The 25794-nt window shown below is 38.8% G+C and carries 18 protein-coding genes and 1 pseudogene; 7 read left to right on the plus strand and 12 right to left on the minus strand.

Annotated elements, in window-relative coordinates:
• Positions 1–226: 226 nt before the first annotated feature.
• From CTN07_RS11730 to CTN07_RS11740, 3 genes are all read right to left on the minus strand, one after another.
• On the minus strand, positions 227–736 hold the full coding sequence (locus CTN07_RS11730; protein ID WP_036765911.1) for a GNAT family N-acetyltransferase: 510 nt from the start codon (positions 734–736) through the stop codon (positions 227–229).
• 528 nt (positions 737–1264) lie between these two features.
• Positions 1265–3979, minus strand: coding sequence for a GH92 family glycosyl hydrolase (locus CTN07_RS11735; protein WP_418005908.1), 2715 nt, complete (start codon positions 3977–3979; stop codon positions 1265–1267).
• A gap of 152 nt (positions 3980–4131) precedes the next feature.
• Positions 4132–6645 (minus strand): GH92 family glycosyl hydrolase, encoded by a 2514-nt coding sequence (locus CTN07_RS11740; RefSeq protein ID WP_005306382.1) that lies wholly within the window; start codon positions 6643–6645, stop codon positions 4132–4134.
• Positions 6646–7028: 383 nt separating this feature from the next.
• Between CTN07_RS11740 and CTN07_RS11745 the strand changes: the two genes are divergently transcribed.
• Positions 7029–7616 (plus strand): uracil-DNA glycosylase family protein, encoded by a 588-nt coding sequence (locus CTN07_RS11745; protein ID WP_005306380.1) that lies wholly within the window; start codon positions 7029–7031, stop codon positions 7614–7616.
• A gap of 63 nt (positions 7617–7679) precedes the next feature.
• Here the strand turns inward: CTN07_RS11745 and CTN07_RS11750 are convergent, their stop codons facing one another.
• Positions 7680–8531 carry an NAD(P)H-binding protein gene (locus CTN07_RS11750; RefSeq protein ID WP_005306378.1) on the minus strand — a complete coding sequence of 284 codons (852 nt, stop codon included), beginning with the start codon at positions 8529–8531 and terminating at the stop codon, positions 7680–7682.
• A gap of 348 nt (positions 8532–8879) precedes the next feature.
• On the opposite strand from CTN07_RS11750, the gene CTN07_RS11755 reads away from it, so the two are divergent.
• Positions 8880–9911 carry an LLM class flavin-dependent oxidoreductase gene (locus CTN07_RS11755; protein ID WP_005306376.1) on the plus strand — a complete coding sequence of 344 codons (1032 nt, stop codon included), beginning with the start codon at positions 8880–8882 and terminating at the stop codon, positions 9909–9911.
• A gap of 87 nt (positions 9912–9998) precedes the next feature.
• Here CTN07_RS11755 and CTN07_RS11760 read toward each other — a convergent pair whose 3' ends face one another.
• Together CTN07_RS11760 and CTN07_RS11765 are read right to left on the minus strand one after the other, a co-directional pair.
• Positions 9999–10490, minus strand: a complete 492-nt coding sequence (locus tag CTN07_RS11760; RefSeq protein ID WP_036765910.1) for a hypothetical protein — start codon at positions 10488–10490, stop codon at positions 9999–10001.
• Positions 10491–10632: 142 nt separating this feature from the next.
• Positions 10633–10834: pseudogene (locus tag CTN07_RS11765) on the minus strand (DDE-type integrase/transposase/recombinase); the annotation flags it as partial.
• A 183-nt stretch (positions 10835–11017) separates the two neighbouring features.
• Here CTN07_RS11765 and CTN07_RS11770 point away from each other — a divergent pair.
• The 4 genes from CTN07_RS11770 to CTN07_RS11785 all read left to right on the plus strand — a co-directional run bounded on the left by CTN07_RS11770 (position 11018) and on the right by CTN07_RS11785 (position 18748).
• Entirely contained in the window at positions 11018–11335 is a 318-nt protein-coding gene (locus tag CTN07_RS11770) for a PTS fructose transporter subunit IIB (RefSeq protein ID WP_036765909.1), read from the plus strand.
• A gap of 23 nt (positions 11336–11358) precedes the next feature.
• Positions 11359–13860 carry a phosphoenolpyruvate--protein phosphotransferase gene (ptsP, locus tag CTN07_RS11775; RefSeq protein ID WP_005306375.1) on the plus strand — a complete coding sequence of 834 codons (2502 nt, stop codon included), beginning with the start codon at positions 11359–11361 and terminating at the stop codon, positions 13858–13860.
• A 523-nt stretch (positions 13861–14383) separates the two neighbouring features.
• Positions 14384–16891: a DUF8727 domain-containing protein gene (locus CTN07_RS11780; RefSeq protein ID WP_005306373.1), complete on the plus strand. Its 2508-nt coding sequence runs from the start codon at positions 14384–14386 to the stop codon at positions 16889–16891.
• Between the two features lie 12 nt (positions 16892–16903).
• On the plus strand, positions 16904–18748 hold the full coding sequence (locus tag CTN07_RS11785) for a hypothetical protein (RefSeq protein WP_005306371.1): 1845 nt from the start codon (positions 16904–16906) through the stop codon (positions 18746–18748).
• A 110-nt stretch (positions 18749–18858) separates the two neighbouring features.
• Here the strand turns inward: CTN07_RS11785 and CTN07_RS11790 are convergent, their stop codons facing one another.
• The 4 genes from CTN07_RS11790 to CTN07_RS11805 form a co-directional block, all read right to left on the minus strand.
• Entirely contained in the window at positions 18859–20508 is a 1650-nt protein-coding gene (locus tag CTN07_RS11790; protein ID WP_036765908.1) for a VWA domain-containing protein, read from the minus strand.
• Positions 20505–20948, minus strand: a complete 444-nt coding sequence (locus CTN07_RS11795; protein WP_036765900.1) for a hypothetical protein — start codon at positions 20946–20948, stop codon at positions 20505–20507. The genes CTN07_RS11790 and CTN07_RS11795 overlap by 4 nt, the downstream gene beginning before the upstream one ends.
• 2 nt (positions 20949–20950) lie before the next feature.
• Positions 20951–21856 (minus strand): AAA family ATPase, encoded by a 906-nt coding sequence (locus CTN07_RS11800; RefSeq protein ID WP_005306365.1) that lies wholly within the window; start codon positions 21854–21856, stop codon positions 20951–20953.
• Positions 21857–22064: 208 nt separating this feature from the next.
• A complete protein-coding gene (locus CTN07_RS11805; RefSeq protein WP_036765899.1) occupies positions 22065–22391 on the minus strand; it encodes a hypothetical protein in 327 nt (108 codons plus the stop codon).
• A 378-nt stretch (positions 22392–22769) separates the two neighbouring features.
• Between CTN07_RS11805 and CTN07_RS11810 the strand changes: the two genes are divergently transcribed.
• Positions 22770–23099, plus strand: a complete 330-nt coding sequence (locus CTN07_RS11810) for a DsrE family protein (protein ID WP_036765898.1) — start codon at positions 22770–22772, stop codon at positions 23097–23099.
• 60 nt (positions 23100–23159) lie between these two features.
• Here the strand turns inward: CTN07_RS11810 and CTN07_RS11815 are convergent, their stop codons facing one another.
• Positions 23160–24557 (minus strand): cytochrome-c peroxidase, encoded by a 1398-nt coding sequence (locus tag CTN07_RS11815; protein ID WP_036765897.1) that lies wholly within the window; start codon positions 24555–24557, stop codon positions 23160–23162.
• 371 nt (positions 24558–24928) lie between these two features.
• A complete protein-coding gene (locus tag CTN07_RS11820; protein ID WP_005306359.1) occupies positions 24929–25693 on the minus strand; it encodes a TerC family protein in 765 nt (254 codons plus the stop codon).
• Positions 25694–25794 lie beyond the last annotated feature (101 nt).

Raw genomic sequence — 25794 nt, forward strand, 5'->3', positions numbered from 1 at the left:
GTTCCCTCTAGCCTTAAAAACTTTTTTATGGTTATTGCTCTAGAAACAAATTATCGAGAATAAAATCAGTGGGAGATATAGGACATAATTCGCATTCACTGCCTTTTTGTAACGAAAGAAAACCTCTGTGACCACGCGCAGGATCTTGATACAACCTATTCTGGACTCAAGATCACGCTCTTATCGTCTATGGTGTTTTATCTTTATTTTTCAAAAAGAGTGACTATTAACAAACCAACTTAAAAAACATCACATCCTGCTCTTTTACTTGAAACACAAAGCCAAGTTTTACTAATAGGTGAGCTGATGCTTGATTATCGCTTGCCACCCCAGCAATCAAAGACTTCCATGATGTATGTTCTTTTGCATGTTGAATCAACCCAGAGAGTAATTCAAAAGCATACCCTCTGCGCCAAACCGTTTCACTTAATAGGTATCCTATGTGTGCTTGTTCTGCTTCATCCACATAAATGAAAACAAAGCCAATCAATAGTTGCATCTGTTTATCGTAGACAGCAAAAACCAAAGACTCTTGAGTAAGTTGTTGTAACCAATCTTTTGCCTGTTGAGCGGTCGTAATATGATGAAAATAAGAGGGCAAGTGTTCAACAACACTGGGAGTAAGTACCGCAAGAATGGCCTCAATATTCGCTTTATCATTGGTAAATGAATCAGCATCTAGAATCTGAGAAACCGTCAGTCGTGATGTTTGATATTGCGATAATTGATATTGCATAAGTGTCTGAGCTTCCTACTCGTTCATGATAGAGGTTAGGTTATGCCTAAATTCAACCTTTCACCTTTAAGTATGACTGTATGACCATTATCTCAGAGTCATTCTTGGCACAAAAAGAAAAGGCTCTGAATCTTATCATTCAGAGCCTTTACGAGCTTTTACTATTTATCATTCGGGATAATCCCTTCAGCCGAAATCTTACTTAACAGTGTTTTGGCTTTTATACATAGAAGAGAATACTGGAACGTATAGTGCAACAATTTTATTAACGATACGAGTCATCTCTATTGCCTCATTAATTAAGTGGATTTAAACCTGCGTTTTATTCAAACAAACCCTTTTTACATCAGGGTTCACCTCTGTATCTATGAGCGCAATTATAGGTATTTTTTTATGGTTGAGAAGTGATATAAAATAAAGATTCGGATTAGTTTTTGTAATGCATTAATGGCCGGAATAATGTACCCTAAAAAAGAAAAAGCGGATGGTGACATCATCCGCTTTACGGTTTAAATAAACGCTTTTGTATTACTGAGTATGTTGCACTTCATTTGCGTGTAAGAAACTACCTACACCTAAGTTTGGCGGTACATCATCTTTACCTGTACCCCACTCTTTGTTTGGTTTTTCACCCATAACAAAGTGTAATGTTCCACCAGCCATAATTTCATCATGAGTCAAGTAAGTACGAGTAAACGCTTTACCGTTTAAGGTTGCAGATTGGATAAAGATTGCATCACGACTTACACCATCGGTTGTCACTGTAAATGTTTTACCATTACCAACATCAATGTTTGCTGACTCAAACATTGGCGTACCAATTTCGTAGATCCCGGCAGATGCACTCACTGGGTAGAAACCTAAGGCACGGAAGACAAACCAAGAAGACATGGTACCAAAATCGTCATTGCCGCAGATACCATCTGGAGTATTGTTGTAACAAACGTTCGTAGCCGAAGCGACAACAGCTTGCGTCTTCCATGGCTGACCAACATAGTTATACAAGTACGGTACATGGTGATCTGGCTCATTACCTTGTACGTGCTGACCTAAATTACCCGTATTAAAAATTGGATATTGGTTATCACCAGCATTACGATCTGGATAGGTGCTAAAGTACTCATCCAAACGAGCTGCAAAGAGATCACCACGTTGAGCTTTTGGATCTTGAACCTCTTGATCGAACTTTGTCATATGATTGATCAAGCCATGAATATCGTGCTGAACACTAAATGAGTACTGCCAACCGTTAGATTCTGTAAAGGCGTAGTTAAACATATCTGGACGCCAATCTTTACCGACAGCTTTCCCTGTTTTAGGATCGACCCAGCCTGCATCTATGAATTTACCTTCAGTATCACGTGCCTTAAACCAGCCTTGATATTTAGCCCCACCAAAGTCAAACTGAGCTTTCCAGTTATTGGATCTATCAGCAAACTCTTGATATTCAGGCACCTTATCACCACGAACGGCTTTGATCGCTTGTGCAATACACCAGTCATTGTACGCATATTCTAATGAGTAAGATGCAGTCCAGCTGCTTTCAAATGGTGAGTGAGCCCATAAATCACCTTCACCCTCGCGTAACTTCGCTGATTTATAGCCCTTAGTCACATACTCTTTGATTGAATCAACCGCACTGTCTTCACGACCATCTTTAATCATGGCATCGATCAGGCGCTCTTTAATATCTTGGCGCTCACGCTCACTAAACCCAAGATCAATCATGCGTTTCTCTAACGAACCTTTGGTCAGTACATCAGCAATAATTGGAGTGGAATGCATACCCATCATCATGCCAGTCTCGTTACCTTTAAATGTCCACTCAGGTAAACGACCGACAACATTCCCACTCTCATCTTTTAACTCTGCAAATGATAAGAACGATAGCACCACATCTGCTAAGCGGTCGGGTTCGATAATGCTCGACAATGGCTGAACGGAACGATAGGTATCCCATAATGAGAACGTATCATAACGAGTGTAATCACCGACACCATCGTTGTTCGCATCCGCAATAAGAACCGGATCATGAAGAATTGGGTTATCAAACTCGCCATTTGGATAGGCACCACGACCACGAGTCACCGCACGATAACGACCATCTAGATCCGAGTGAATAGTTTGACCTAATAGTGAGTGATAAAGCGCAGAATAGAAGGTTTGCTTATACTCATGATCACCTTCCACTTTGATTTTTGCTAACTCTTTTTCCCACTTGGCAGTTGCATCTTTACGTACTTGATCAAAGTCTTTCCCCGCAACCTCCGTCATATTCAGTGATGCACCAGACTCACCATTTTCACCAATTTCGACATTAGACAATGCCAATTTAGCCTCTACAACCAGTTCAGATTGTGCCGTATCAAACTCAACATAGGCTCGTGCATATTGGTGTTTACCACGAATTTCTCCGCCAATTTCGGTTGTACCAGCAGGAGCGTCGACATACTCTTTGCCGTCTTTATCGTAATAGGCAAAACGAATGTTCTTAATCGGCTGGTCGAACTCCATAATAAAGAATTCTTTTTGGCTCGGAGCCCAACCATCAGAGAAGCGGTGACCTAATAGACGATTATTTTCTTTATCCCACTTAAAGTAAGAATCGGCGGTATAATCCCAATTGAGTTTAAAGCCAAGGTTTACAATCAGCTCTGATTTTTCATCTTGCGGGAACGTATAACGGTGAACCCCTACGCGATCAGATGCGGTCAATTCTGCTTTAATATCATAGCTATCAAGTAAAACCGTATAATAACCAGCCGTTGCTGACTCATTCTTATGTTGGAATGTCGACGCTTCAACATTGAGAGATGCAGAGCCTTCGTTAAGCATGTAATCTGAGCGTGTATTAATCGGCATCACAAGAATGTCATTAAGATCGCCTGCTCCTGCGCCTGATAGGTGGGTATGAGAAAAGCCAACCATACGAGCATCTTTATAGAAATAGCCCGAAATATACTCCCATCCATTCGAACCATTATTCGGTGATAACTGCACCATACCGTGTGGCGTTGTTGCACCTGGATAGGTATTACCCAGCTCACCTGTACCAATAAATGGGTTCACATAACGAGTTAGATCCATATCCTCAAAAGCGATGGCTGGGTTTGCTCCCATATCAATATCAGGATTAACAATTGGTTGTTTACCCGATGCATCAACATTATCGTTATCTGAATTACAACCAACAAGGCCAAGTGAGAGTGCAATAGAAATAGCAACTAGCGTAGGTTTAAACATAATGAACTCCATGTTCAATTTAAAGGCGCACATCTCCTTTGCTAACACCTCATGTGCTAACAAAGAAAGAGAATATGGAGGCTGACAAAAAGATTCTGCCAGCCCAATCTTCCCAAGCAACATCAAGCTTTGAGGTTACTTGGGTTGAAGTATTAAGATTTAACGGGGCGATCGGTCATAACGAAATGTAATTGGCCCCCAGGGCGAATTTCGCGATGATCAAAACTGAGGTTAGCATCAAGCGGCTTGCCATTAATGGTTACCGACTCGACATAGATATTTTCAGGACTGTTATTTTCTGCCGTTATGGTGAATTGGCCACCATCGATATCCATAACCACTTTATCGAATAATGGTTTACCGATTGTATAAGATGGCAGACCTGGCGTAACTTGATAGAAACCAAGCGCACTCATAATGTACCAAGCAGACATTTGCCCAACATCTTCATTACCGATAAGGCCATCGGTGGTCGGATGGAAGAAAGAGCGCATAGCCTGTGTTACATACTCTTGGGTTTTCCAAGGTTCAGCAGTCCAGTTATAAAGATATGGCACATGGTGATCTGGCTCATTCCCCATAATAAATTGACCGATATAACCTGTCATATCGCCTTGAGATGTATCAGCTTCTGAATTGGCATTAAAGAGCGCATCCAAGTTTTGTAAGAAGCCCGCTTCACCGCCCATGACCGCTTTTAGCCCTGAGATATCGTGCGGTGCAAACCATGTCCACTGCCAGGTATTGCCTTCGGTAAAGTCTTGTCCACGATGTTCAGCTCGATACGGCCAGAAAATATCAAAACTTGTTGCATCATTAATATCGCACCCTTCTGGCAAGGTAGAGATCGGATTGCCACCATCATCAATAGCGCAAGAAGGATAGTTATTAACCCAAGAACCGTCATAGTTTTTCGGACGCATAAAGCCCGTTGCACCATACTTACCGTATTCAGTTGGGTTGAAATCAAAGTAAGGCTTATAAGCGAGAGAGCGCTCTAGATAACGTTGATATTGAGCTTCGTTTCCTGCCAATTTAGCGATTTGAGCAATACACCAATCGTAATACGCATTCTCAACACCATAGGATACCGACTCATTAACTAACTCATCATATTTATCTTGAGCATAGCCACCATCCTGAGGTTTCTTTTTCACATCGGCAGGTACATAACCGTGTTGCTCGGCATATTGACCGTGGCGCGTCATCACAGTAAAGCGTTTATCACCATTCCACGGGTCGCGATACGGAACCCAATCATGAGTAAGCTCTAAATCAAAATTAGCAGAAACATCGGCCGCTTTTAGTGCTAACTGGAACTCTTGCTGGCTAAATGCTTCTGGGTGCTTAACCATAATATCGGCAATCACAGAAACCGCAGGATACCCCACCATTTCACCCGTATAATCTGAATGCAGCTCCCACTTAGGTAGCACGCCGCCTGTTTGGTACTTATTTAATAAGTCACGGGCATATTCAATGGCGCGATCTTTGTCAATAATGGTTTTTAGGGGATGGGCAGCGCGGAAAGTATCCCACATGGAATAAACCGAGTAGTTGGTAAATCCCTCTTTAGCTTGGTGTACTTTGCCATCCATACCGCGGTATTTACCATCGACATCTTGATAAACAAATGGCGCGATATAAGTGCGATAAAGTGAGGTATAGAACAAGGTCTTATCGGCTTCTGTGCCGCCTTCTACGCTAAATTTATTTAAAACATTGGCCCATTTTTGCTTATTTTGCTCAACCACAGACGCAAAATCATAACCGTTATTATCGGCTTTTAGGTTTGCCATCGCCCCGTCAATGCCCGTTCCAGAGATCGCAATTTTAACCGTAATCGGCTGCTCACCTTTAGCAAAGTTCAGGTGCGTAATAATGTCACGTACCCGCTCACGTTTATCGCCATAACCTTGATAATCAGCCAAGCCGACTTCGTTTTTCGAGCTAGGTTCACCATCCACATATACTCCATGTCCGGTAAAGGGTTCTGAGAACTCAGCATAAAAATATACGGTTTGCCACTGGCCCCATTCATTACTGGTTCTAACTCCAGCAATTGCATGATCACTGATCTTTTTATAGTAAATACTGCGAGAGTGGTTACCGTACTGTTCTAATAATTCATGTTGAAGATCGATTTGAATCTTACGATCTTCATTACGAGGAAACGTATAACGGTGGAAAGCAACACGATCAGTTGCAGTTAATTCCGCTTTGATTTTGGTTTCAATCAGATCAACAGAATAGTAGCCCACCTCTGAGACTTCGCTCTGCTTATCCATGGTGACAGGCTTAGTATTAAATTTGGTATAAGGCAGAAAAGCAAAATCGTTCAGATCCCCTTTTCCAGCCCCTGAAATATGAGTGGTACTAAAACCTGAGAGCATCGTTAAATGATGGTGATAATCCGATGGCGATCCTTTTCCATTCCAATTCTTCGGATTCCAATTATCTGGGCTTGGTTGGATCATACCCTCTGGCGTTACAGGGCTTGGATTGACATTACCCAATCCATCGGTGCCAATTAACGGATCAACATAATCTAAAATAGATTGCTCTGTTTCTGGATGGGTTTTATCTATAACCGTATTATTATCAGAATTACATCCAATAAGGGCAAAAGAGATAGCAAGGGCGAGAGGTAAGCGTTTAATAAGCATAAAAATCCCTTTAGCTCAATGAGTTATCATCAAGCCTTATTATTAATAGTTAACCTAGTGGTCAAATTATTAGCAATAAATTATCTGGGATATATAGGATAAACTTCGCATTCACTGCCTTTTTGTAACAGGAATTATGCTCTGTGACATTAGACATATTCTTAAAAGACACTTTTTGGACAGAAGATCACATTTTACGTTTTGATGAACCATCAAATTGCGTAATCAATCTGTTTCGTTGAAATATCATAAATACCGTTTTGTGAATAAAGGGGAATCCACTACCCTACAAACTCCATATACCCAAGTTATTCTTGTAGAACCTCACAGCTTGAAGTTACTTGGGTATATATCCTTATCTGTTAACAATACATGGTCGTGTTATGTCTGTTGAAAATCTTGTTCATCGAATCCGTCAATGTCAGATTTGTAAAGGAAAACTGCCTTATCCACCAAAACCACTGATTCAAGCCAGTGATAAAGCCAAAATTTTAATTATTGGTCAGGCTCCAGGGGAGAAAACCCATTTTAAAGGTCGAGTCTTTGATGATGTCAGTGGCGATAGACTGCGAGCATGGCTAGGAGTTGACAGAGAAACCTTCTATAACCCAGATATTTTTAATATTGTCCCGATGGGGTTTTGTTATCCAGGCACCATTATTCGAAATGGCAAACGAGCAGGTGATAAGCCGCCTAGACCAGAATGCCGAGCAACATGGCATCCTATTTTACTGCCGCAGCTTACTCAAGTAGAGCTGGTGATTTTAATGGGTAATTACGCTATCGAGTATTATCTTAAACAGAAAAAATTATCTGTAACCGATGCCGTTTTTAATCAAGATCACCACAAAGACAATATTTTTGTTCTACCTCACCCAAGTCCAAGAAATAATATTTGGCTGGCTAAGCACCCTCAATTTGAGCAAGATATTCTGCCAAAACTAAAACAGAAAGTAGCGCAATTAATTTAAACAAAAACGCCTCCCATTATATTAAATCGGAGGCGTTTTTGACTCACAATGAACAACTAATCATTAATGAAATGCACAAATTGAGGTTAAATAATCCACTAAAGCTATAGGCTGCTGCTGATTAACCAATTTGGCATCCTGACTAACAATCGCATAATCACCGTTATCAATATCATCACTATTTAGAGCAATGGATTCGGCCAAAAACTCAGGTAATCCATCATCAATCAGCGACTGTTGATAATCGGCAATTGAAATAGACTTAAACTCAATGCCTTTACCGCAATGACAGTTCATAAGCTCAGCAACGTCTCTCATGGCATACGCTTTTGAGCCCGTAAACGTGTAAATCTCACCTTGCAGTTCCGGTTTTATCGCTAACATTGCTAAACCTTTTGCAACATCTTGGCGCGAGATAAAACTCAATGCACCACGCTGAGATCCATCAATAAAGATATCGGTATCTAGGGCTTCTTTTACCGCAAACTCTAGATTTTCCATGTACCAACTGCTACGAATAACCGTATGTTTAATACCGGAATGATTTAAATAATTTTCTGTATCAATATGCTGACGAGTAAAAGGGAACACCGAATTGGGATCGGTCACAGTAATAAAACTCAAATACACAATATGCTGAATATTTTCTTGTTTAGCTGCATCTATGATTTGACGATGTTGTTCAATTCGACGTTCTGTTTCTGCATTTCCAGAAATAAAAATAACCGTATCGACACCACGAAACGCCTCTTGCATCATGCTTGTGTCATCATAATCAAAAGCTCTTAAAGCACACTCAATACCATGGTAAGTCTCAGGATTTCTTACACCCGCGACAAATTCCACATTATTGTTTAAAAGCTCTTTTACAACACCCTGACCAATATGGCCACTCGCACCTGTTACTAAAATCATTATGTAATCCTCGTTGAAAAGATAATTCAGGAATATCACATCAGTTTTTTAAATCCTATCAAATACGGTGGAGTATTTATTTTTATCATTCATATTTCAGATTAAAATACATAAGGTTAGATATTAAATTTCAATATAAAGGCAAAATATATAGAACACTTAAAATATAGATATCAGCTCATTCGCTTTGTAAATCAATAATAGCTTAATGGTGAGTCTCATTTAAGTCATTAATATATAAACAAGTTGAAAAATATTTTTACTAACATTTTAACTCTGCATATTGAAAACACTTGGGTATAATAAATAACTTCTAAACATAGTCAGTGTTATTGGTGATAAAGAATTATGAAAATATCCTTATGCTTACATATTGAAAAAAACGCACACACCGACAGTTATCAGCAAGCCTATAACGAATTTATTACGCTCTGTAAAATGGCTGATCGCGCAGGCTTTCATACACTTTGGACAGGTGAGCATCATGGAATGGATTTCGCTATCACCCCTAACCCTCTCTTAAGCCTTGCCGATTTAGCCCATCAAACTCAATCTATCCGTTTAGGTACGGCAACACTGATAGCCCCTTTTTGGCACCCGATTCGTTTAGCTGGCGAGATCGCCTATACCGATATGATCTGTCATGGTCGTCTTGAAGTGGGATTTTCTAAAGGTGCTTTTCATTACGAATACGATCGCTTAAAACCAGGCATGAACAATGATGATGCGGGTGAAATGATGCGTGAAAGTATTCAAGCGCTTCAAAAACTGTGGCAGGGCAATTATAGCCATCAAGGTAAACATTGGCAGTTCCCAGAAACCTCAATCTCACCGCAACCAAGTCAATTACCGCATCCTCCACTTTGGGTTGCAGCGCAAAGCCCTTACACCATAGATTTCGCTATTGAACATGGATGCAATGTGCAAATGACACCGCTGTGGTTTGGTGAAGATAAAGTTCAAGAGTGCATTAATACCTATCAGCATGCGGTACAAAAACACCAAGCAGACCACACAAAAATGCTGTTGCTGCGTCATGCCTTTATTGTGAATAGTGAAGAAGAAAAAGCGCGTATTTTGGCTGAGTTTAGTACGTTTTATGCTGAATTTGCCGCATGGTTTAATCAGAGTAACCCGGTATCTAACGGCAATTTAGTAGGTGATATTGAAATTGGAGAGATGTTTACTGTTGAGACTCTGGCGCAAAACCTACTCATTGGTACGGCGCAAGAAGTATTAGCGCAATTAAAACAATATGAAGCGCAAGGTGTTGATGAGTTTGCGCTTTGGATTGCAAATGGCATGAGTTTTGAGACGAAAAAAGTCTTTCTTGAGCAATTTATTGAGCATGTTCTCCCGCATTTCCAGTCAAACGAATAAGCTAAATAACAGTAGCAAATACATACCCAAGTAACGTTAGTTAAGATACTTGGGTATCAAAGCATCACTCTGTTTTCTACTCATACGTCAAAGGGTTCTGTCGCATACATATTTAAGTTTTTTCTCTACAGTATCCGTTGTGTAAATAAGCTTATTATGAGTTAATTTAAGAATGGTTAAATCAGTTTGGTTGTTATCCGATTCATTATTTTCATCTGATTGTGAAAATATTTTTGAGAATGTCCCATCATCTTTTATGAGATCGAATTTTTCAGAATCAAAATTAACTTTATTTTGTAAAATCTTATAGTTACCAGAAATAGCAATCTCATATCTTTTACTTAAATCACCGAACACTACAATGTTGTACATGGCTTCAAACGTCTTGTTTTTGTGAAAATTATAATCGATCGTTAACGAACCATTTCGGTATCCCATAGCAAGTTTACACCGCCATTTACCTTGTAATTGTTCATAAGAAATATTTTCAATCTGCTCAGAATAATAATTACTTGCATACCATGTTATTAAAAATGACACACCAACTAAAAAAACTAAATAGCTAATATATTTTCTCATTTTAACGTTCCAACAAAATAGTGTCGGATAGAAAATCATAATACTCAATTATAATTTGTGATACGATTCACAAAGTAAACTCATTTAATCTAATTTGGTATTAAAATAAAATATTTAATATGTGAATAGTATAATTCTTTCATAATTTAATATTTATATTATAAAGTGCTTGAGTATTGGCTTTGCTTTTATCAATAACGACGTCCCTGACAATCTATTAGTTCCAATAGCCTTTCATAAAAAGGTTGAGCGGCTTTTTCGTTTCGTGTTTGGCTAAGATAAAAATCAACAATATCACCGTACTTATCGACAGCGAGATAGTAATACCACCACTGCTCTTTAATGTAACTCTTTAATAAACAAAGCTCTATTTTACCGCTATACGTTTCTGGGATCATAATCACGGTTAGATATTATGGTTACAAAAATGCTATAAAAGAGTCCTTTCTCTTCTATTTTATCTGGTCTGTTCTTTCTATATTGAGTCTATCGAAACAAGGACTACTAATAACAACAGGAGACTCACAATGAGAGTTGTCGCTATCACCGCTTGCCCTACTGGAATTGCACACACCTACATGGCAGCCGACAAGCTCACAGAGACAGCAAAAAAGCTAGGTATTACGATAAAAGTGGAAACCCAAGGAGCAATGGGTATCGAAAACCGCCTTACTGAGCAGGATGTAGAACGCGCAGATATCGTCATACTGGCCGCTGATATTAATATTGAACAGAGCGACCGCTTTGCCAATCGACGCTGTCTTGAAGTCTCCATCGAAGAAGCACTTAAGCACCCTCGCCATGTTTTATCTCAATGCCAACAGTTGTTGTTAGCTCATCATTAATAGTTAAGTAAGGCAGTATAACTATGAGTCACCCAATTCAATCATTTCAATTTCAATGTCCACTACCAAATGGTATTCATGCTCGTCCAGCAACGCATTTAGAAAAGCAGTGCCAGCAATTTGAATGTCAAATCATCCTAACCAATTTAAGAACACAACAGAGCGGCGATGCTAAAAGTGTTCTTTCGTTAGTGGGCACTGATACCTTACTTAACGATCAGTGTGAAATGCGTTTTGAGGGCGTTGATAGTGAACAAGCTTGCGCAGCACTACAACACTATATTGAGCAAGAATTTCCCCATTGTGATGAAGCATTAGAAACTCTGGCAGATGAGAGCGATATTATTTTGCCCCAGTCTTTGACGCGCTTAAATCCAACATTGATTTCCGGTAAACGCCTAGCAACGGGTATTGCTCAAGGTCAACTGAGTGTGTTTAGCCAAATAGAGCCAGAACACTTTGCAACCGAGCACAAAGACGAGCAAGAAGAGACTCGCTTTACAACAGCCCACCAGCAAGTTTGTCATGCTCTTAGCCAAAAAATCGCAAATGCGACAGCACAAGAAAAAGAGATCATTGAATCTCACCTCGCTATCGTTAACGATTCAGCCTTTGTCGCTGGTATTAAACAACATCTGGCTAATCACTCTACGGCTAATGCGATTTTAGCCGAAGTTGAACGAGTCTCTGCTCAGCTACGAAATGCATCGAGCAGCTATTTACGTGAACGAGTATTGGATATTAAAGATGTGGCAATTCAGCTTCTTACTGCTGCGTACCCAGAAAAAAATCTGATTACGGAATTTACTCTCAATAAGCCAAGTGTGGTTATTGCGAACGATCTAACGCCGAGTCAGTTTCTTGGTTTAGACCGCGAACATCTGCAAGGTTTAGTCTTAACCCATGCTGGTAGCACATCTCACACCGTAATTTTGGCGCGTGCTTTTGGTATCCCAACTCTATCTGGTATTGAACTGAGCGATTGTACTAAAGCGCTTAATCAAACGGTTTATCTTGATGCAAACTTAGGTGTATTGGCGGTTGATGCCACCCCACAAGTTGCACAATACTTCCATCGTGCAATCAAACTTGCTCAAACTCAGCAAGAAAAACAAAACGGTTTTGCTCAACAAAAAGCCACCACACAAGATGGTCATTGCATTGAAGTGGCAGCCAACATCGCATGCTCTATTGAAGCAGAAGGTGCCTTTAATCAAGGAGCTGAAGGTATCGGCCTATTTAGAACTGAAATGCTATTTATGGATCGCAGCCAAGCACCGGATGAAGAAGAGCAGTTTAACCACTATCGCCAAGTGCTAGAAGCTGCTAACGGTAAACCTGTGATCATCCGTACTATGGATATTGGCGGTGATAAACCTATCGATTATCTGCAATTGCCAGAAGAACATAACCCGTTCTTAGGTTACCGCGCGGTTCGTATCTATCCACAATTTTTAACGCTATTCCATACTCAGCTCAAAGCGATTTTGCGTGCTGCTCAATATGGTAAAGCAAAAATGATGATCCCAATGATTCAAAGTATTGAAGAGATCCGTTGGGTAAAACAACAACTGGAAGTGGTTAAAGCAGAACTCTCTTCACAAGGGGTGAGTTACTCAGAACATCTTGAGCTAGGTATCATGGTAGAGATCCCTGCGGTTGCCTTTATCGTGGATCAGTTCTGCCAAGAAGTCGATTTCTTCAGCATCGGCTCAAACGATATGACCCAGTATTTGTTGGCAGTCGATCGTGATAATGCGCAAGTGGCTAAACTCTACAACAGCCTAGCGCCATCGTTCTTACGCATGCTAAACCAAGTGGTCACTACGGCTCACCAACACAACAAATGGGTTGGTTTATGTGGTGAATTGGGTGCCGATGCTAAGGTTCTACCCTTGCTAGTTGGTGCGGGTCTAGATGAAATCAGTATGGGCGCACCTAAGATTGCAGCGACTAAATCAACGCTTGCAACCCTGGATTTTGCCCATTGCCAGCAGCTTTTTGCCGATGCGTGTCAGTGCTGCACTATCTCTGATGTTGAGCAGTTATTAAACCAAGCAAGCAGTGCTCAACCAGGTAAAGCTTTGCTATCACAAGATTGTGTCTTTAAGCACGCTGATTTTTCTAGCAAAGAAGAAGTGATTCAAGCTCTTGTGGGTAACTTGGGTGTTCAAGGTCGCTGTGATAATGCTTATAAGCTAGAAGAAGACGTATGGGCTCGTGAGGCGGTGTTCTCAACCGGTCTAGGCCATGGTTTTGCGATTCCACATACCAAATCAGAAAATATTCGTCATTCCAGTATCAGTATTGCGCATCTAGAAACGCCGATTGATTGGCAGTCAGATTCGGGTGATGTCGACTTTGTGATTATGCTGACGCTTAATAAAGACCAAGGCGATCAACACATGCGAATTTTCTCAAGCCTTGCACGTAAACTGATCCACCAAAGCTTCCGCGACATGCTCCGTGATGCAGATAATGAAGCCGAAGTGATTCGAATTCTTGAGCAGGAGCTTGCGCTGTAAAGTTACATCTTTGTCCGTCGTATGGTAGGTACTACCATTTGTTTTAGCAGTATCGCTCCTGAGTGATACTGCATTAAAACCTCCCTCTGTTCCCCCAACAGAGGGATTTTTTATTTTTGGGCTGGGGGAAGTAAAACTATTAATAGAAGACCGCCGCAGTGGACGGTTTGGGGGGGATTATTCGTAGACAGATGATTTACAAGCACACAAGATAATTAGCGTGTACAAGTTATTTGGGGACAAAATCTTCTTAGGATAATCACTTAAATTAAATGAATACGGATAAGTTCTTCTATCAAAAGATCACTGTCAAGTGTTCCGTCCTTCGAATATGGGTCACATACTTTGGAAGTAATGACACTTAGAAGGCTCATTGGACATGATATATTGAGGAGTATGATAAATGTCAAATAACAAGTAAAAACAAGCTTATATGCATGATATTTTAGGCTTCGCACTTCCATTGAAGTGTATAATGTCCTGAATTAGTTCAAACAAATCTACGATTGGTTAGGTACATATAATGCAGGAAAAGAAGGCTCTTAATAAGCTAGTTGTTATAAAGTCTGGACAATTAAATGAAAATCAAGGCTTTATCACACCAATACTAAGCATTTCGGACAATGAAGAGTTCATACCAATATCTGTACACGATTATCCGCAAGACATACTGGTATCAAAAGGCTACCCATACATTGACACTAACTATGAATCAAACGAACTATTCATTCTTAAATCCCATAATTTAGATGAAGAAAAGACTCTGCAAAGTGGTTCACCTCGTTATTGGACTCGAGATGAGTCAGCATTCTCGGATTTAACACCAAGTACTCTTCTACCAATCTTATCCGTATCTCTTCCAAGCAAAGAGAATGGTATTTTACCAACGGGGGTTACTCCTCCAACTCGCCCATTCTTCATATTAGATAACGGCCATCTCTACGGCCCTTTAACCAGTAGTCAAACAGATGACGATAGATATATTGTTGAGCCCTATGTTCACCCAAGCTTATCATTTGGTAGAGGTTATATTGGTAGATTTCCAATTTCCGACATTACAAATTGCCTAGTTGAGACAAGAATTAACGATGAGTTAGTTCTATATGTATCTTCATTTAAACAACTCTCATCTCATCGTAAAGATAAAACTAGTATTGATTATGTTTCCGATGATCAACTGATAAAAGTTGTAAATCAACTTGGTTTCGGTAAGCAGACTAAAGGGCTGGGCAAAAAAGAAGCAGAACGACTTCAGCAAATTATTGCTGATAGTGAAAAAGCAAACAAGTTTGGAAAGCAGGATGAAAGACTTGAACGTCTTAAAGGTTTGTTAGACCGATATTTAAGTGAAGCAGATATCGGTTTTGAATTAGTGAAGAACTATCTTGATAGTAATTCTGGTCAAGCGTTTCTCAATAATTATGTAGAAGTTAACAAGTCAACTTTATTGAGTGATTTCATAGACAAGGTTAAAGCTGATGCTAAAGCTGAAGAGAAAAAAATTCAGCAAAAGCTACAAGAACAAAAAGCTCAGATCACAGCTAAAGAGCAAGAAATCACACAGATAATAGAAAATGTAGCTCTGAAACGTAAAGAAGCGCAAGATGAAATTAAACGTATTGCAGCCGAAACTGAAGATGAGGTCAGACAAACCCTTAAGTTAAAACAGCAAGAGCTAAGCGAAAACATCGCGACACTAGAAAATGAGCAAAACTCTTTAGAGAAGCAAATTAAAGAAAAGGTTCAACATTTAGAGCTAGTTAATGAAATTGAAAAACTCAAAGATGAATGTAATTACTACGAAAAACACTCAAAGAGGCTTGAGTCTACAGTAAAAGGATTTGAGGCAACTCTTAAGAATAATGACACTGAAGAATTAGCAAAGAAAATAGGAGAAATGGAGGCGATTAACCGAGTGTTAAACGGTAAATCAGCTTCAGTATCTAAACCAGTCCAAAGGTATAACCCTATTACATTTAGTGAGTCTGAACCAGATTCTGCAGAGCAAGTAATAGATGCTATAGGTGCTCACTTTGCTCAGGACAATGGTCGAATGTTCAGTAAAGAAGAGATGACAAACCTGATTGTTTCTGTAAATCAGTCATTTCTTACAATTCTATCTGGACCTCCAGGAACAGGTAAAACGTCCACAGTAACACGTTTAGCTAAAGCTCTACATTTGGGTAGTAGTCGTGGAGACCAAAACTTCCTTTACGTTCCCGTAGGGCGTGGTTGGGTATCGAGCAGAGATACGCTCGGCTTTTACAACTCCTTAAAAGATGTATATCAGGAGTCTAGAACAGGATTATATAGCTTCCTTTCAAGACAAGAATCTAAAGATAGTGACGCTCTGAAATTAATTCTTTTGGACGAGGCAAACTTGTCTAGTATGGAACACTATTGGTCAGACTTTCTTGCGTTGTGTGATTTAGAAAACTTAAACCGCCCAATCGACACTGGTATCCCTCACGAAAGCCATCGTTTTCTAAAAGTTGGTGACAGCACGAGGTTTATTGCAACTATCAATAATGATGCAACTACAGAAAAGCTATCCCCTCGCTTGATAGACCGAGTACCAGTGATAACACTTGACTCACCGACAGACAAGATTGTTGAGACAACAAGCCTAGTTCTAGATGGATCAGTGCGAGCCTCAAAGCTTAGAGAGTTATTTATCCCGGAATATGCAGAATTATCTAAGGCTGATGAATCTATTTTGGCAAAAATAATCGATACGTTAAGCACAAGAGATCCTATTTTTGGAAAGTCTATTCCAATAAGTAGAAGAAAAGTAAATGCGATTACAAACTATTGTGATGTCGCAGGTCAGATGATTGGGTCAGAAGCAGCAATGGACTTTGCTATCCAACAACATATCCTACCTCATATTGAGGGTTACGGTGCATCCTTCAGAAAACGACTAGAACAACTACTGACTATTGTAAACAAAACCTACCCTCGCTCAGCCGCTCAGATTGAGAGAATACTTGCTAGCGGTAATGAATTTACAGGTTCATACTCATACTTCTAGGACTAGGCGAATATGCATTTAGAGCTACACATTAAATCAGGTAGTAGATCTGGAGAGGTTATTCGTCTAAACGAGGTCGGCTCTCAACTGGAGCCTTCCTCATGGGTAAAAGAAAACGAAGTTATTGAGTTACTTTTAAGAGTACCCGCAAAGTTTCAAAGTGCGATATTAAACCTCTACGATCATCGGGTCGCAGCTACTTATGTTGATTGTGATGAAAACTACACGAATTTTATTTGGAAACCTCAACGACAGAAAAATCGCTTACTTGAATGCCTATTTATTAACTATTTTGGTTTAGCGGAACTTTCTGTTGAGCTTGAAGATGAAGAAGAGAGCAAAGTAATCAAAAACTTTGCTCCACTTGAGATATTTGCATCAAAACTCAACGCTCAGAATGTTGAAGATATGCTTTCTTATCTGGCTACACTTGGGGACGAACAACTTCACTCTCTATTTCAAACAACCAAGCATGGAGCAGGCTTTAAGGAAGGCTCAACTTCTCCAAATGGAAGCCTAGAAAGGCTTGAGCACACAATAGATAAGTTATCCTTTCTGTTTCAGAGCTTATTTTCAAAACCTATAACTAAGCTTTTGCCCGAGCATCGTGTTCTCCAAGCCTCTGGGGAAGAGGACTTGGATGACAGTGCATTAGGGTGGTTATTAGACAACTTATCTGTTGTAGAAGAAGTTGATGATATTGATCGTGCTCACTTTGAGTTCAATAACAGAATGTACAAAGCTCATTCTGTACAAGTTCCTATTCTCAAAGAAAGCTCTAACTTATATGAGAATCAAGTAATTCACGGTTTTATCGTAACTCTTCTGAATGAAGCAGATAAACAGCTCACAAACTACAACAGAACCGGCAGTCTAAAATCAGCATTTTGTGAAGATATGCCCGATGGCTATTCTTCTTTTTTTACTCAAGTAAATCGATTTAAAAAAGAGCTACTTGGCAATCAAATAAAGCGGTGTGTTCGCGCGATTGAGCGCGTAGAATTTCTCAAACATAGTTTGGATAAGTCGATTCCCGTTACCAATTATATACTTGAACGACCTATTCTCACTCAAAAAGCAGAGGCTCACTTAAGTTATAGAGGCGTGTTTATTGAGTATATCAATTGGTTTGAAAGAAGCTGTCCAGACTGGTCTGTGTATCAAAATCTTTTAGCAATTAAAAGTATTCCAACACTTTTTGAATCTTACGCTTACTATAGAATTAGTGAATCGTTAAACAATATCCTAAACCCTATTAAAAAAGGTCATAAACCGATTGGGGCTTTAATACATGATATAGATGGAAACGAGATTAGTTTGGTTAGGGAACCAACTTATTGGATGCCAAAAAACTCTCACTCAAATGAAAGCTCATATATCAACTCTGAAGGTAAAGTACTAAATAAAGGAAAGGTGAAACCTCGCTCTAGCCAACACAAATATTCACATAGATGCCCTGACGTTGTTATTGAAGTCAGGAAGGAAAATAAACCATCAAAACTAATAGTGCTAGACGCTAAGTATACATACCCGACACTAGCTTTTTCGAAGTACCTACCAGAATGTACGATGAAATATGTTCATGGCATACACAATCGGTCTAACAACAAGAGCCTAGTTTGTTCCATGACGATTGTACATCCAATAGGAGATGCTGATGAATCATTACAAAGTTTCCATACTTTTGACTATAGCATTGAAGGTCGTATGCCCGTATCCCCATCGTTACAAGCGTTGGGGCTTCAACTTGGCTTATCACAAGATTCTGATCGCTTGAATGAGACTTTAAAGTTTCTTTTAAAACAAGCAGGAGTAGCCATCCCAGAAAACCTACAGCTCCCCCTGTTCATAAACTAGATAGGATAAGTTATCCTCCCTTAACGTAAGTACTAGGGAGGATTTCCACAATCTGACTTACACCAAGTCGAAAAGTGGGTAACTGTCAGATCGGGCTGAGTTAATACACTTTAGATACCAACAATCCGATCGCTGAATCCATCGGTTACTTGGTGGGTGTTTGCAAATGAACCAGTACAAATTACTGTTTGAACAGAAAAGTCTAACTGTGACTTTTTCGCCACCAGCATACGTTGAAAATTATCACTTACGTTACATTCACCATCAGTGATCATCAAAATATCAGCCTTATTAAACTTTTCCTTATGTTCAATGATATTAATAGCTCGCTTAAGCGGTGTTTCGAAGTCTGTGCCACCAGAAAATTCTTTGCAAATGAATGGTAGAAGACCACTGGAAGATGTTTCACTTAGATAAAGCTCCTTAACTTGACCTCTTGAACCAAACAGCAATACATATAACTCACGCTTCTCTTTGGTGATGATTGAGTGTATTGCTAGCAATAAGGCTCTTGCTTTTAAAATCGGTATTCCAGACATACTACCTGAAGTGTCCAAACAAGTGACAATAGGGCCCTTATCTTCTTCGGTATCATTTTCTTTTTCAAAATCAATGTGATGGCCAAGCAGCTTATAGGTTGAAAGATTAGATTCTAGTAGTTTGGCATAGAAGAGATATTCGAGATCTTCATTTTCAAGTAGAGCAAGATCAGAGGGTAAGACTCGTGAAATATCAGCACTTTTATGTGTGCCATAAACCTCATTGGTATTAATCCGTTTCACTTGTTTATGATTAGTCTTTTCAGAAATATATGCTCGTCCGAGTGTTGTTACTATATCTGTAATCGCTTGATTAGACGCTAGCTCTTGAGCCAAAGAAGAAAAATCGATATCTTTGATATCCTTTAATTCGTTATAAGTAAAACTATAACCTAACCCCTTACTTAATTTGGTTGCTTTTTCCCCTGCATATTTCAACTTTGCTAGTTGCGTCTTATATTGGTCAATATTCTTTAGCGCGGAAGCTGGTAGGTTTTCATCTTCAATCTCTTTAGAATAACGCTCTAACTCGGATTGCGAATGTATAATAGCGTCTAGAGTTTGAGAATCTAGAGGAGTATTATCAAGCTGATGATATATCTGTTTTAACTCACTCTCTGAAATTGAGTTCCCTTGACCCTGCTCCCACAAACGCCACTTGGTTGCCCGCATATGTTTTTTGGCAGAACGTTTCAAAGCCCCAATGGTAAATTCCCAAGTATCTTCAATTTCAAAAGAACTTGTAACCTTATCCCAAAGCCCTAAATTCAAATTTTCTGGCGCTTTTTCAACACACTTTCGACTGAATTCATGGCAATTTTGAATAATCAATCCATAGAATGCCTTATCACCAATTCTTGATTCTGCTTCATCAGCAACCATTTGATGACCAACAGCACCATTAGAGTTGCATGATACGTAGATTTTGCTATGAAGCTTACTGCTATCGACAAAAGTTGAAGCTGAGTCTAGTTTGACTTCAGACTCAAATGTACCAGTCACTACAATATTAGATATCTTACCATCCCCAATATAAATACCTGAGTGCTCAACGCCAGTAAAAAGATCACTATAAACAACGCTGCCCTCAACTGGCGTGACTTTTGAACGAAAATTATCATCAATAAAGTATTTAGTTGCTTTCGTTGCTAACTTAACTAATACAAACCTAGTAAAAGCAGATGTGGCAACTTCTGATAGCATTCCAAGTATAGGAATCATAACCAAATATTCGCTTTAAGTTGTTCTTCTAATTTAGAGCTTTCTTTAACCGTTTCCTTTAGTTTACTTTGTGTTGGTGTATGGATATAAAAACTGCTTTGAGGGAGTGAAAATAACTCAATCCTTTCATCTTTCCATTTTGTACTGGCGTTGTACTGTTTAATTCTTTCATTTACCTGTTCAAAGAATCGACAACCAGCTTTGGCTTTACCCTCTGACTTACTCACATCAAAATCATTTGCTACTTCATTTAAATGACCTAAAAGTCCCTTAATTTTTAACTCTTCGATAATCAAAGATATATGTATTTCTGTGAGAGACTTATAACTCACATTAGCCATATATTCATGACTATCTTGACCTAATAATTCTTTAATCTTTTCTGGGTATATATTATTTAATCCATTCGCCAAAGGCATTCCCCCCATAAAAAAACTCATCCCTATAATCTCCCACTAAGATTTTTATTTATGATGTTATTTACGCTGTTAATGTTTTTACTATCTGACCATAGAATAAACCTCAACAAACTAACATCAGATAAATCTAAAACATCTCTTCCACATGTATAAGCAGATACTTTCATTATTTTTATTGCTTTAACTAACTTGCGATCTGACAATACTTCATCAGAGTTTTCTACAAATTCAGAGTCATACTCTTTCTTGATAACTATAATCAACTTTTCGATATCTTTTGGTATCTCAACTTTTTTACTTTCATTGCTAATAGCTTTGATCTCATCTCTAGTGAGCTTTAACTCATCAGATAATGAAAATGGGCTTGGGCTTAATTGCAATAATTTTGATACGTTTTTGTCGCTTACGTGTGAGACAAACTTCTTAATCAAGAATCTATCATAAAGAGCACTAAGTTCATCGTGACCAATTGGCAGTTCATTAGATGCAGCGACCATTGAAAGTAGTGGAGTTTGTTCTTTATTCACACCATTATGGAATATCCGTTCATTCATAATTGTGAGGAGTGAATTAAGGATCGCTGAATTAGCTTTAAAGACTTCATCCAAGAAGACAACATCTGATGTCGGCATGTATCCCTGCGTATTTCGGCTATAAACATCAGATTTCAATTTTGAAATAGAGAGCGGACCAAATACCTCTTCTGGTGTAGTGAACTTAGTCAACAAGTATTCAAAATACGAGGCATCTTTTACAACTTCTACAAGTCGTCTTGAAATTTCACTCTTTGCCGTCCCTGGCGGGCCAACAAACAACACGTTTTCTTGGGATAACAAGCCTAATACAGCTAGTTTTACTTCTGTATCTCGCTCAATCAAACCTTCCGATAATGCAGCCGTCAACTTAGACAGCTTATCTCTTAATTCCATACTATTAATCCTGATACAACTCTACATCCATACAATAAGCCACTAAATCTCAATATTATTATATATAAATGGGTTAAAGATAAAATTCATGCATAGAAAATAAGCACTGAATTTATTCAAAACCATGCTCACTCATCTTAATAAATGTAGTTATTTTCTGTGTATTACCATCTACTGTTGGGAGTTTGGCCGTGATTTGATATTGATTTTAATATGAATGCAATATCCAGAAATCCTCATTAGGCTTTTTACGTGTAGTGATGGATCCATTATGAAATTTAGAAAGAGCTTTAGCAAAACCACTTTGAATACCTTGATTAAAGGTACTTTGTATTAAGTCGTTTATACTTTCATCTGGATTACCACCTAAATCTATCACAAGTTTGATCTGCTTAATTAAATCTGTCATTTTTTCTGTAGGGGTTTCACCAGCAGATAATATTTCAGTTTCATCTTGAATAATACCAATCCATTTATTCATAGATTCTGAACGGGCTTCTTTTAATAATTGATTTAATGATTTTTTAGATTGCATGCGAACTACCTTTATTTGAGTTAAAGCTAACAATATGAGAAATAGCCTTGACTCAAAATACACTCATAAAACATAAATATAATACTCAATTTAATTCATAATTATCATGAAGTTGGTAGCAATTTTCGTCTTTCGATAACTTTTCAAGGATATAAATAGTTAAATATGCATTAAATACATGTTAAATAACTCTTATTTAACACAAAATAAGCAGATAAAATCATCATATTTAGCTATCGCAGTTGAGATTTAAAGTAAATAAACCATTGCACCTCATTCCATATCCAATAACTCATTTTGCTCCTAGTGATCTTCACACCAGTTCGTTTCACAATAAGTACTGATGACACTTCGTCACCGCAGCAAAGGAATTCGAACATGAAAGCCATCTTCCATGTTGATCAAATTGAGCGCTTAGATCTTGCCCTTAATAACATCATTCATGTATTAGAAATTGAACCTAAAATGGAGATAGAGCTACTTGCTCACGGCAACGCAGTACAAGGATTTTTAGTAGAAGGGAATACAAATTTAAGCACAATCGAAGCCCTGTCTCATCAAGGCGTGACCTTTGCGCTTTGTCATCACTCCCTTGATAAGTTTCAGCTATCTCAAGAGCAATTAAGTACAGCTGTCACCGTTGTACCAGCGGGAGCCTATGAGCTAATTAAAAAGCAAACGGAAGGATTTAGTTATATTAAGCCTTAAACAAAAAAATCCAAGTACATCTCTGCACTTGGATTTTTATTAACGATAAAGGTAATAACGTTACTGAACCAGCTTACCGTTATACTCACCCGTTAGTGTTTTTAAGTAAGCAACAATCTCTTTTGTCTCTTGAGGTTGTAGCGTTACACCAACTTGATACAGTGCCATTTTATTTACCGCATCATCCAACGTTTTAGCATTGGCATCATGGAAGTATGGCGCTGTTTGAGCTACGTTACGCAACGTTGGTACTTTAAAGCGGTGTAAATCATTCGGATCGTTAGTCACACCAATACGACCTTTGTCAGCGTCTGTTAACGGAGTGCCTCGATCGGCAAAGTAATCTTTCTTCACACCGAGAATTTCAAATGTCTGGCCACCCATTGCTTCACCAGCGTGACAGGTTTGACACTTGTACTTATTAAATAACTTGTAGCCTGCAATTTCTTCTGCATTTAACGCTGATTTATCACCACGCATATACTTATCAAAGCGGCTGTTTGGCGTCACTAAAGTTTTCTCAAATTCAGCAATAGCATCTGTAATGGTTTCTTCAGTAATACCTTGCTTATACAGCGCATCAAATTGTGCTTTAAGAACAGGATCCTTATCCAACTTAGTAATAATTTGATTCCAAGACGTTGATGCCATCTCTTTCGGGTTTAGAGGTGGACCACCAGCTTGCGCTTGTAAATCAAAGGCACGACCATCCCAGAACTGGTGAATATTAAATACCGCATTAAACACAGTCGGCGCGTTAATTGGGCCTTTCGCACCACCCACACCAGTAGACGTATTTAATCTATCAACACCACCACGGTTAAGATCATGACAGGTCGCACAAGAAACAGAGTTATCAGAAGATAGGCGAGTATCGTGATACAGTTCGTCACCGAGCTTCACTTTAGCTTGGTTAACTTTAAAGGTTGTTGTGATTGGTTGAACAGCAGCATATTTGAATTCTGCCGTTACCCCTGTATTGGCATGTTGCTCAGCGCGCTGCTGGCGAACCCAATCGAGTAGAGTATTCTTCTCATCATCAGATAAGTCAGAACGCCAGTGCATAGTTAGATACAGTTTAGGAGGCATTGAACCGTCTTCAAGAACCGATTCAAGTTTAGCAAGATCTACGTCTGAAATGGGTTTACCCTGCTGCATGTTTTCTAACATACCAGAGATATTAAACTGACGTTGAGCGTTACGTACATCTCGCTCCATTAGCTGCTTCGCAATCGGCAAATTAGCATAAAATGGCATTTCACTGTTTTTGGTGTGACAGTATTCACAGCCATTTTCAGCAAATACATTGAAGGCTTTTGACGACAGCGCGTTCATATGAGATAGGGTCGCATTTTGCTCTTTCTGTTCACTTAGGTTTTGATCAAAGTGGTCAACGGCATATACGGTGGCAAGATATCCTATAATGCCAGCACCAACTGCATATTTAATTAATTTCACAACAACTTCCTATTTAGAATATTTATTTGTGTGCAAAATAAATTTCCAAATAAAAATGTTCAAAACGAAAAAAACGGATGCAGTAATAGAAAGATTCGATAAAACAAATTACAAACAAAAAATAATCACTATAAACATAAGGATAAGAGATGATGTTTATAACATGTTAAATTTAACTTAAATTTCAATCGCCACAATTCTTGTTCTAAATCAATTTAAAAATATCCCCAAAAACAGCCATTTCAAGCAAAAAATATTAAGTAAAGTATCAATATAAATACTCAACACGATAATATAAATGAGAGAATGCCAGATAAACAAAAGGCAGAGATCGTAATCTCTGCCTTTGCATTTTAGGAAATTAAGACAAATTATCGAGCCTTAATAGCCCACCCCATTGGTTGAGGCTGAATAGATTTAATCACTTTACTGCGTTTTTTCTTAAGTAGGATATGACACATTTCCATCGTTAAGCCAAACGCCATAGCAAAGTAAACGTAACCTTTGTTGATGTGGATAGCAAAGCCTTCTGCCATTAATAATCCACCGAGTAGTACTAGAAACAACAAAGCTAGAGTTTTAAATCCAGGATAACGCGTAACATAGGTATTAATTTTCTCAGCACACAGCATCATCACAACGGCTGCGGCTAAAATCGCGGCAACCATCAATGGAATTTCATCGGTCATACCAACAGCGGTAATAACAGAGTCCATTGAGAACACAGCATCTACAGCAACAATCTGTAGAAGAACCAACGTAATACCAGCGCGAACTGTACTCGCATTATGTTCTTCGTTATGAGTTAACCACATCCATAGCTCTTTTAAGCTTTTCGCTAATAGGAAAGCACCACCACCGATCATAATAAGATCTCGGCCAGTAAATACCGTCTCTGCCATGGTTAATAATGGTTCAGTGAGTGACATAACCCAACTGATAGAGAAAACCAATACAATACGAGCAGCTACCGCTAAAGTAATACCAAGATTACGGGCCATCTTTTGCTGATGAACAGGTAAGCGTTCGCAAAGTACCGATATAAATACAATATTATCAACACCTAATACAACTTCTAACGTAAATAGGGTTGCTAAGATCATCCAGGATTCTGGTTGTAAGAAAAGTTCTAGCATTGTGCAGTCTCCTTAAATAAGGAGCTTAGAGTTAACAAGCAACTCGAGGGGTCGTCCATAGTAAGTATATTTACCTCATCAATTTCGATGGCGCTAGTTGA

The organism is Photobacterium damselae, from assembly GCF_003026815.1.
Lineage (GTDB): Bacteria > Pseudomonadota > Gammaproteobacteria > Enterobacterales > Vibrionaceae > Photobacterium > Photobacterium damselae.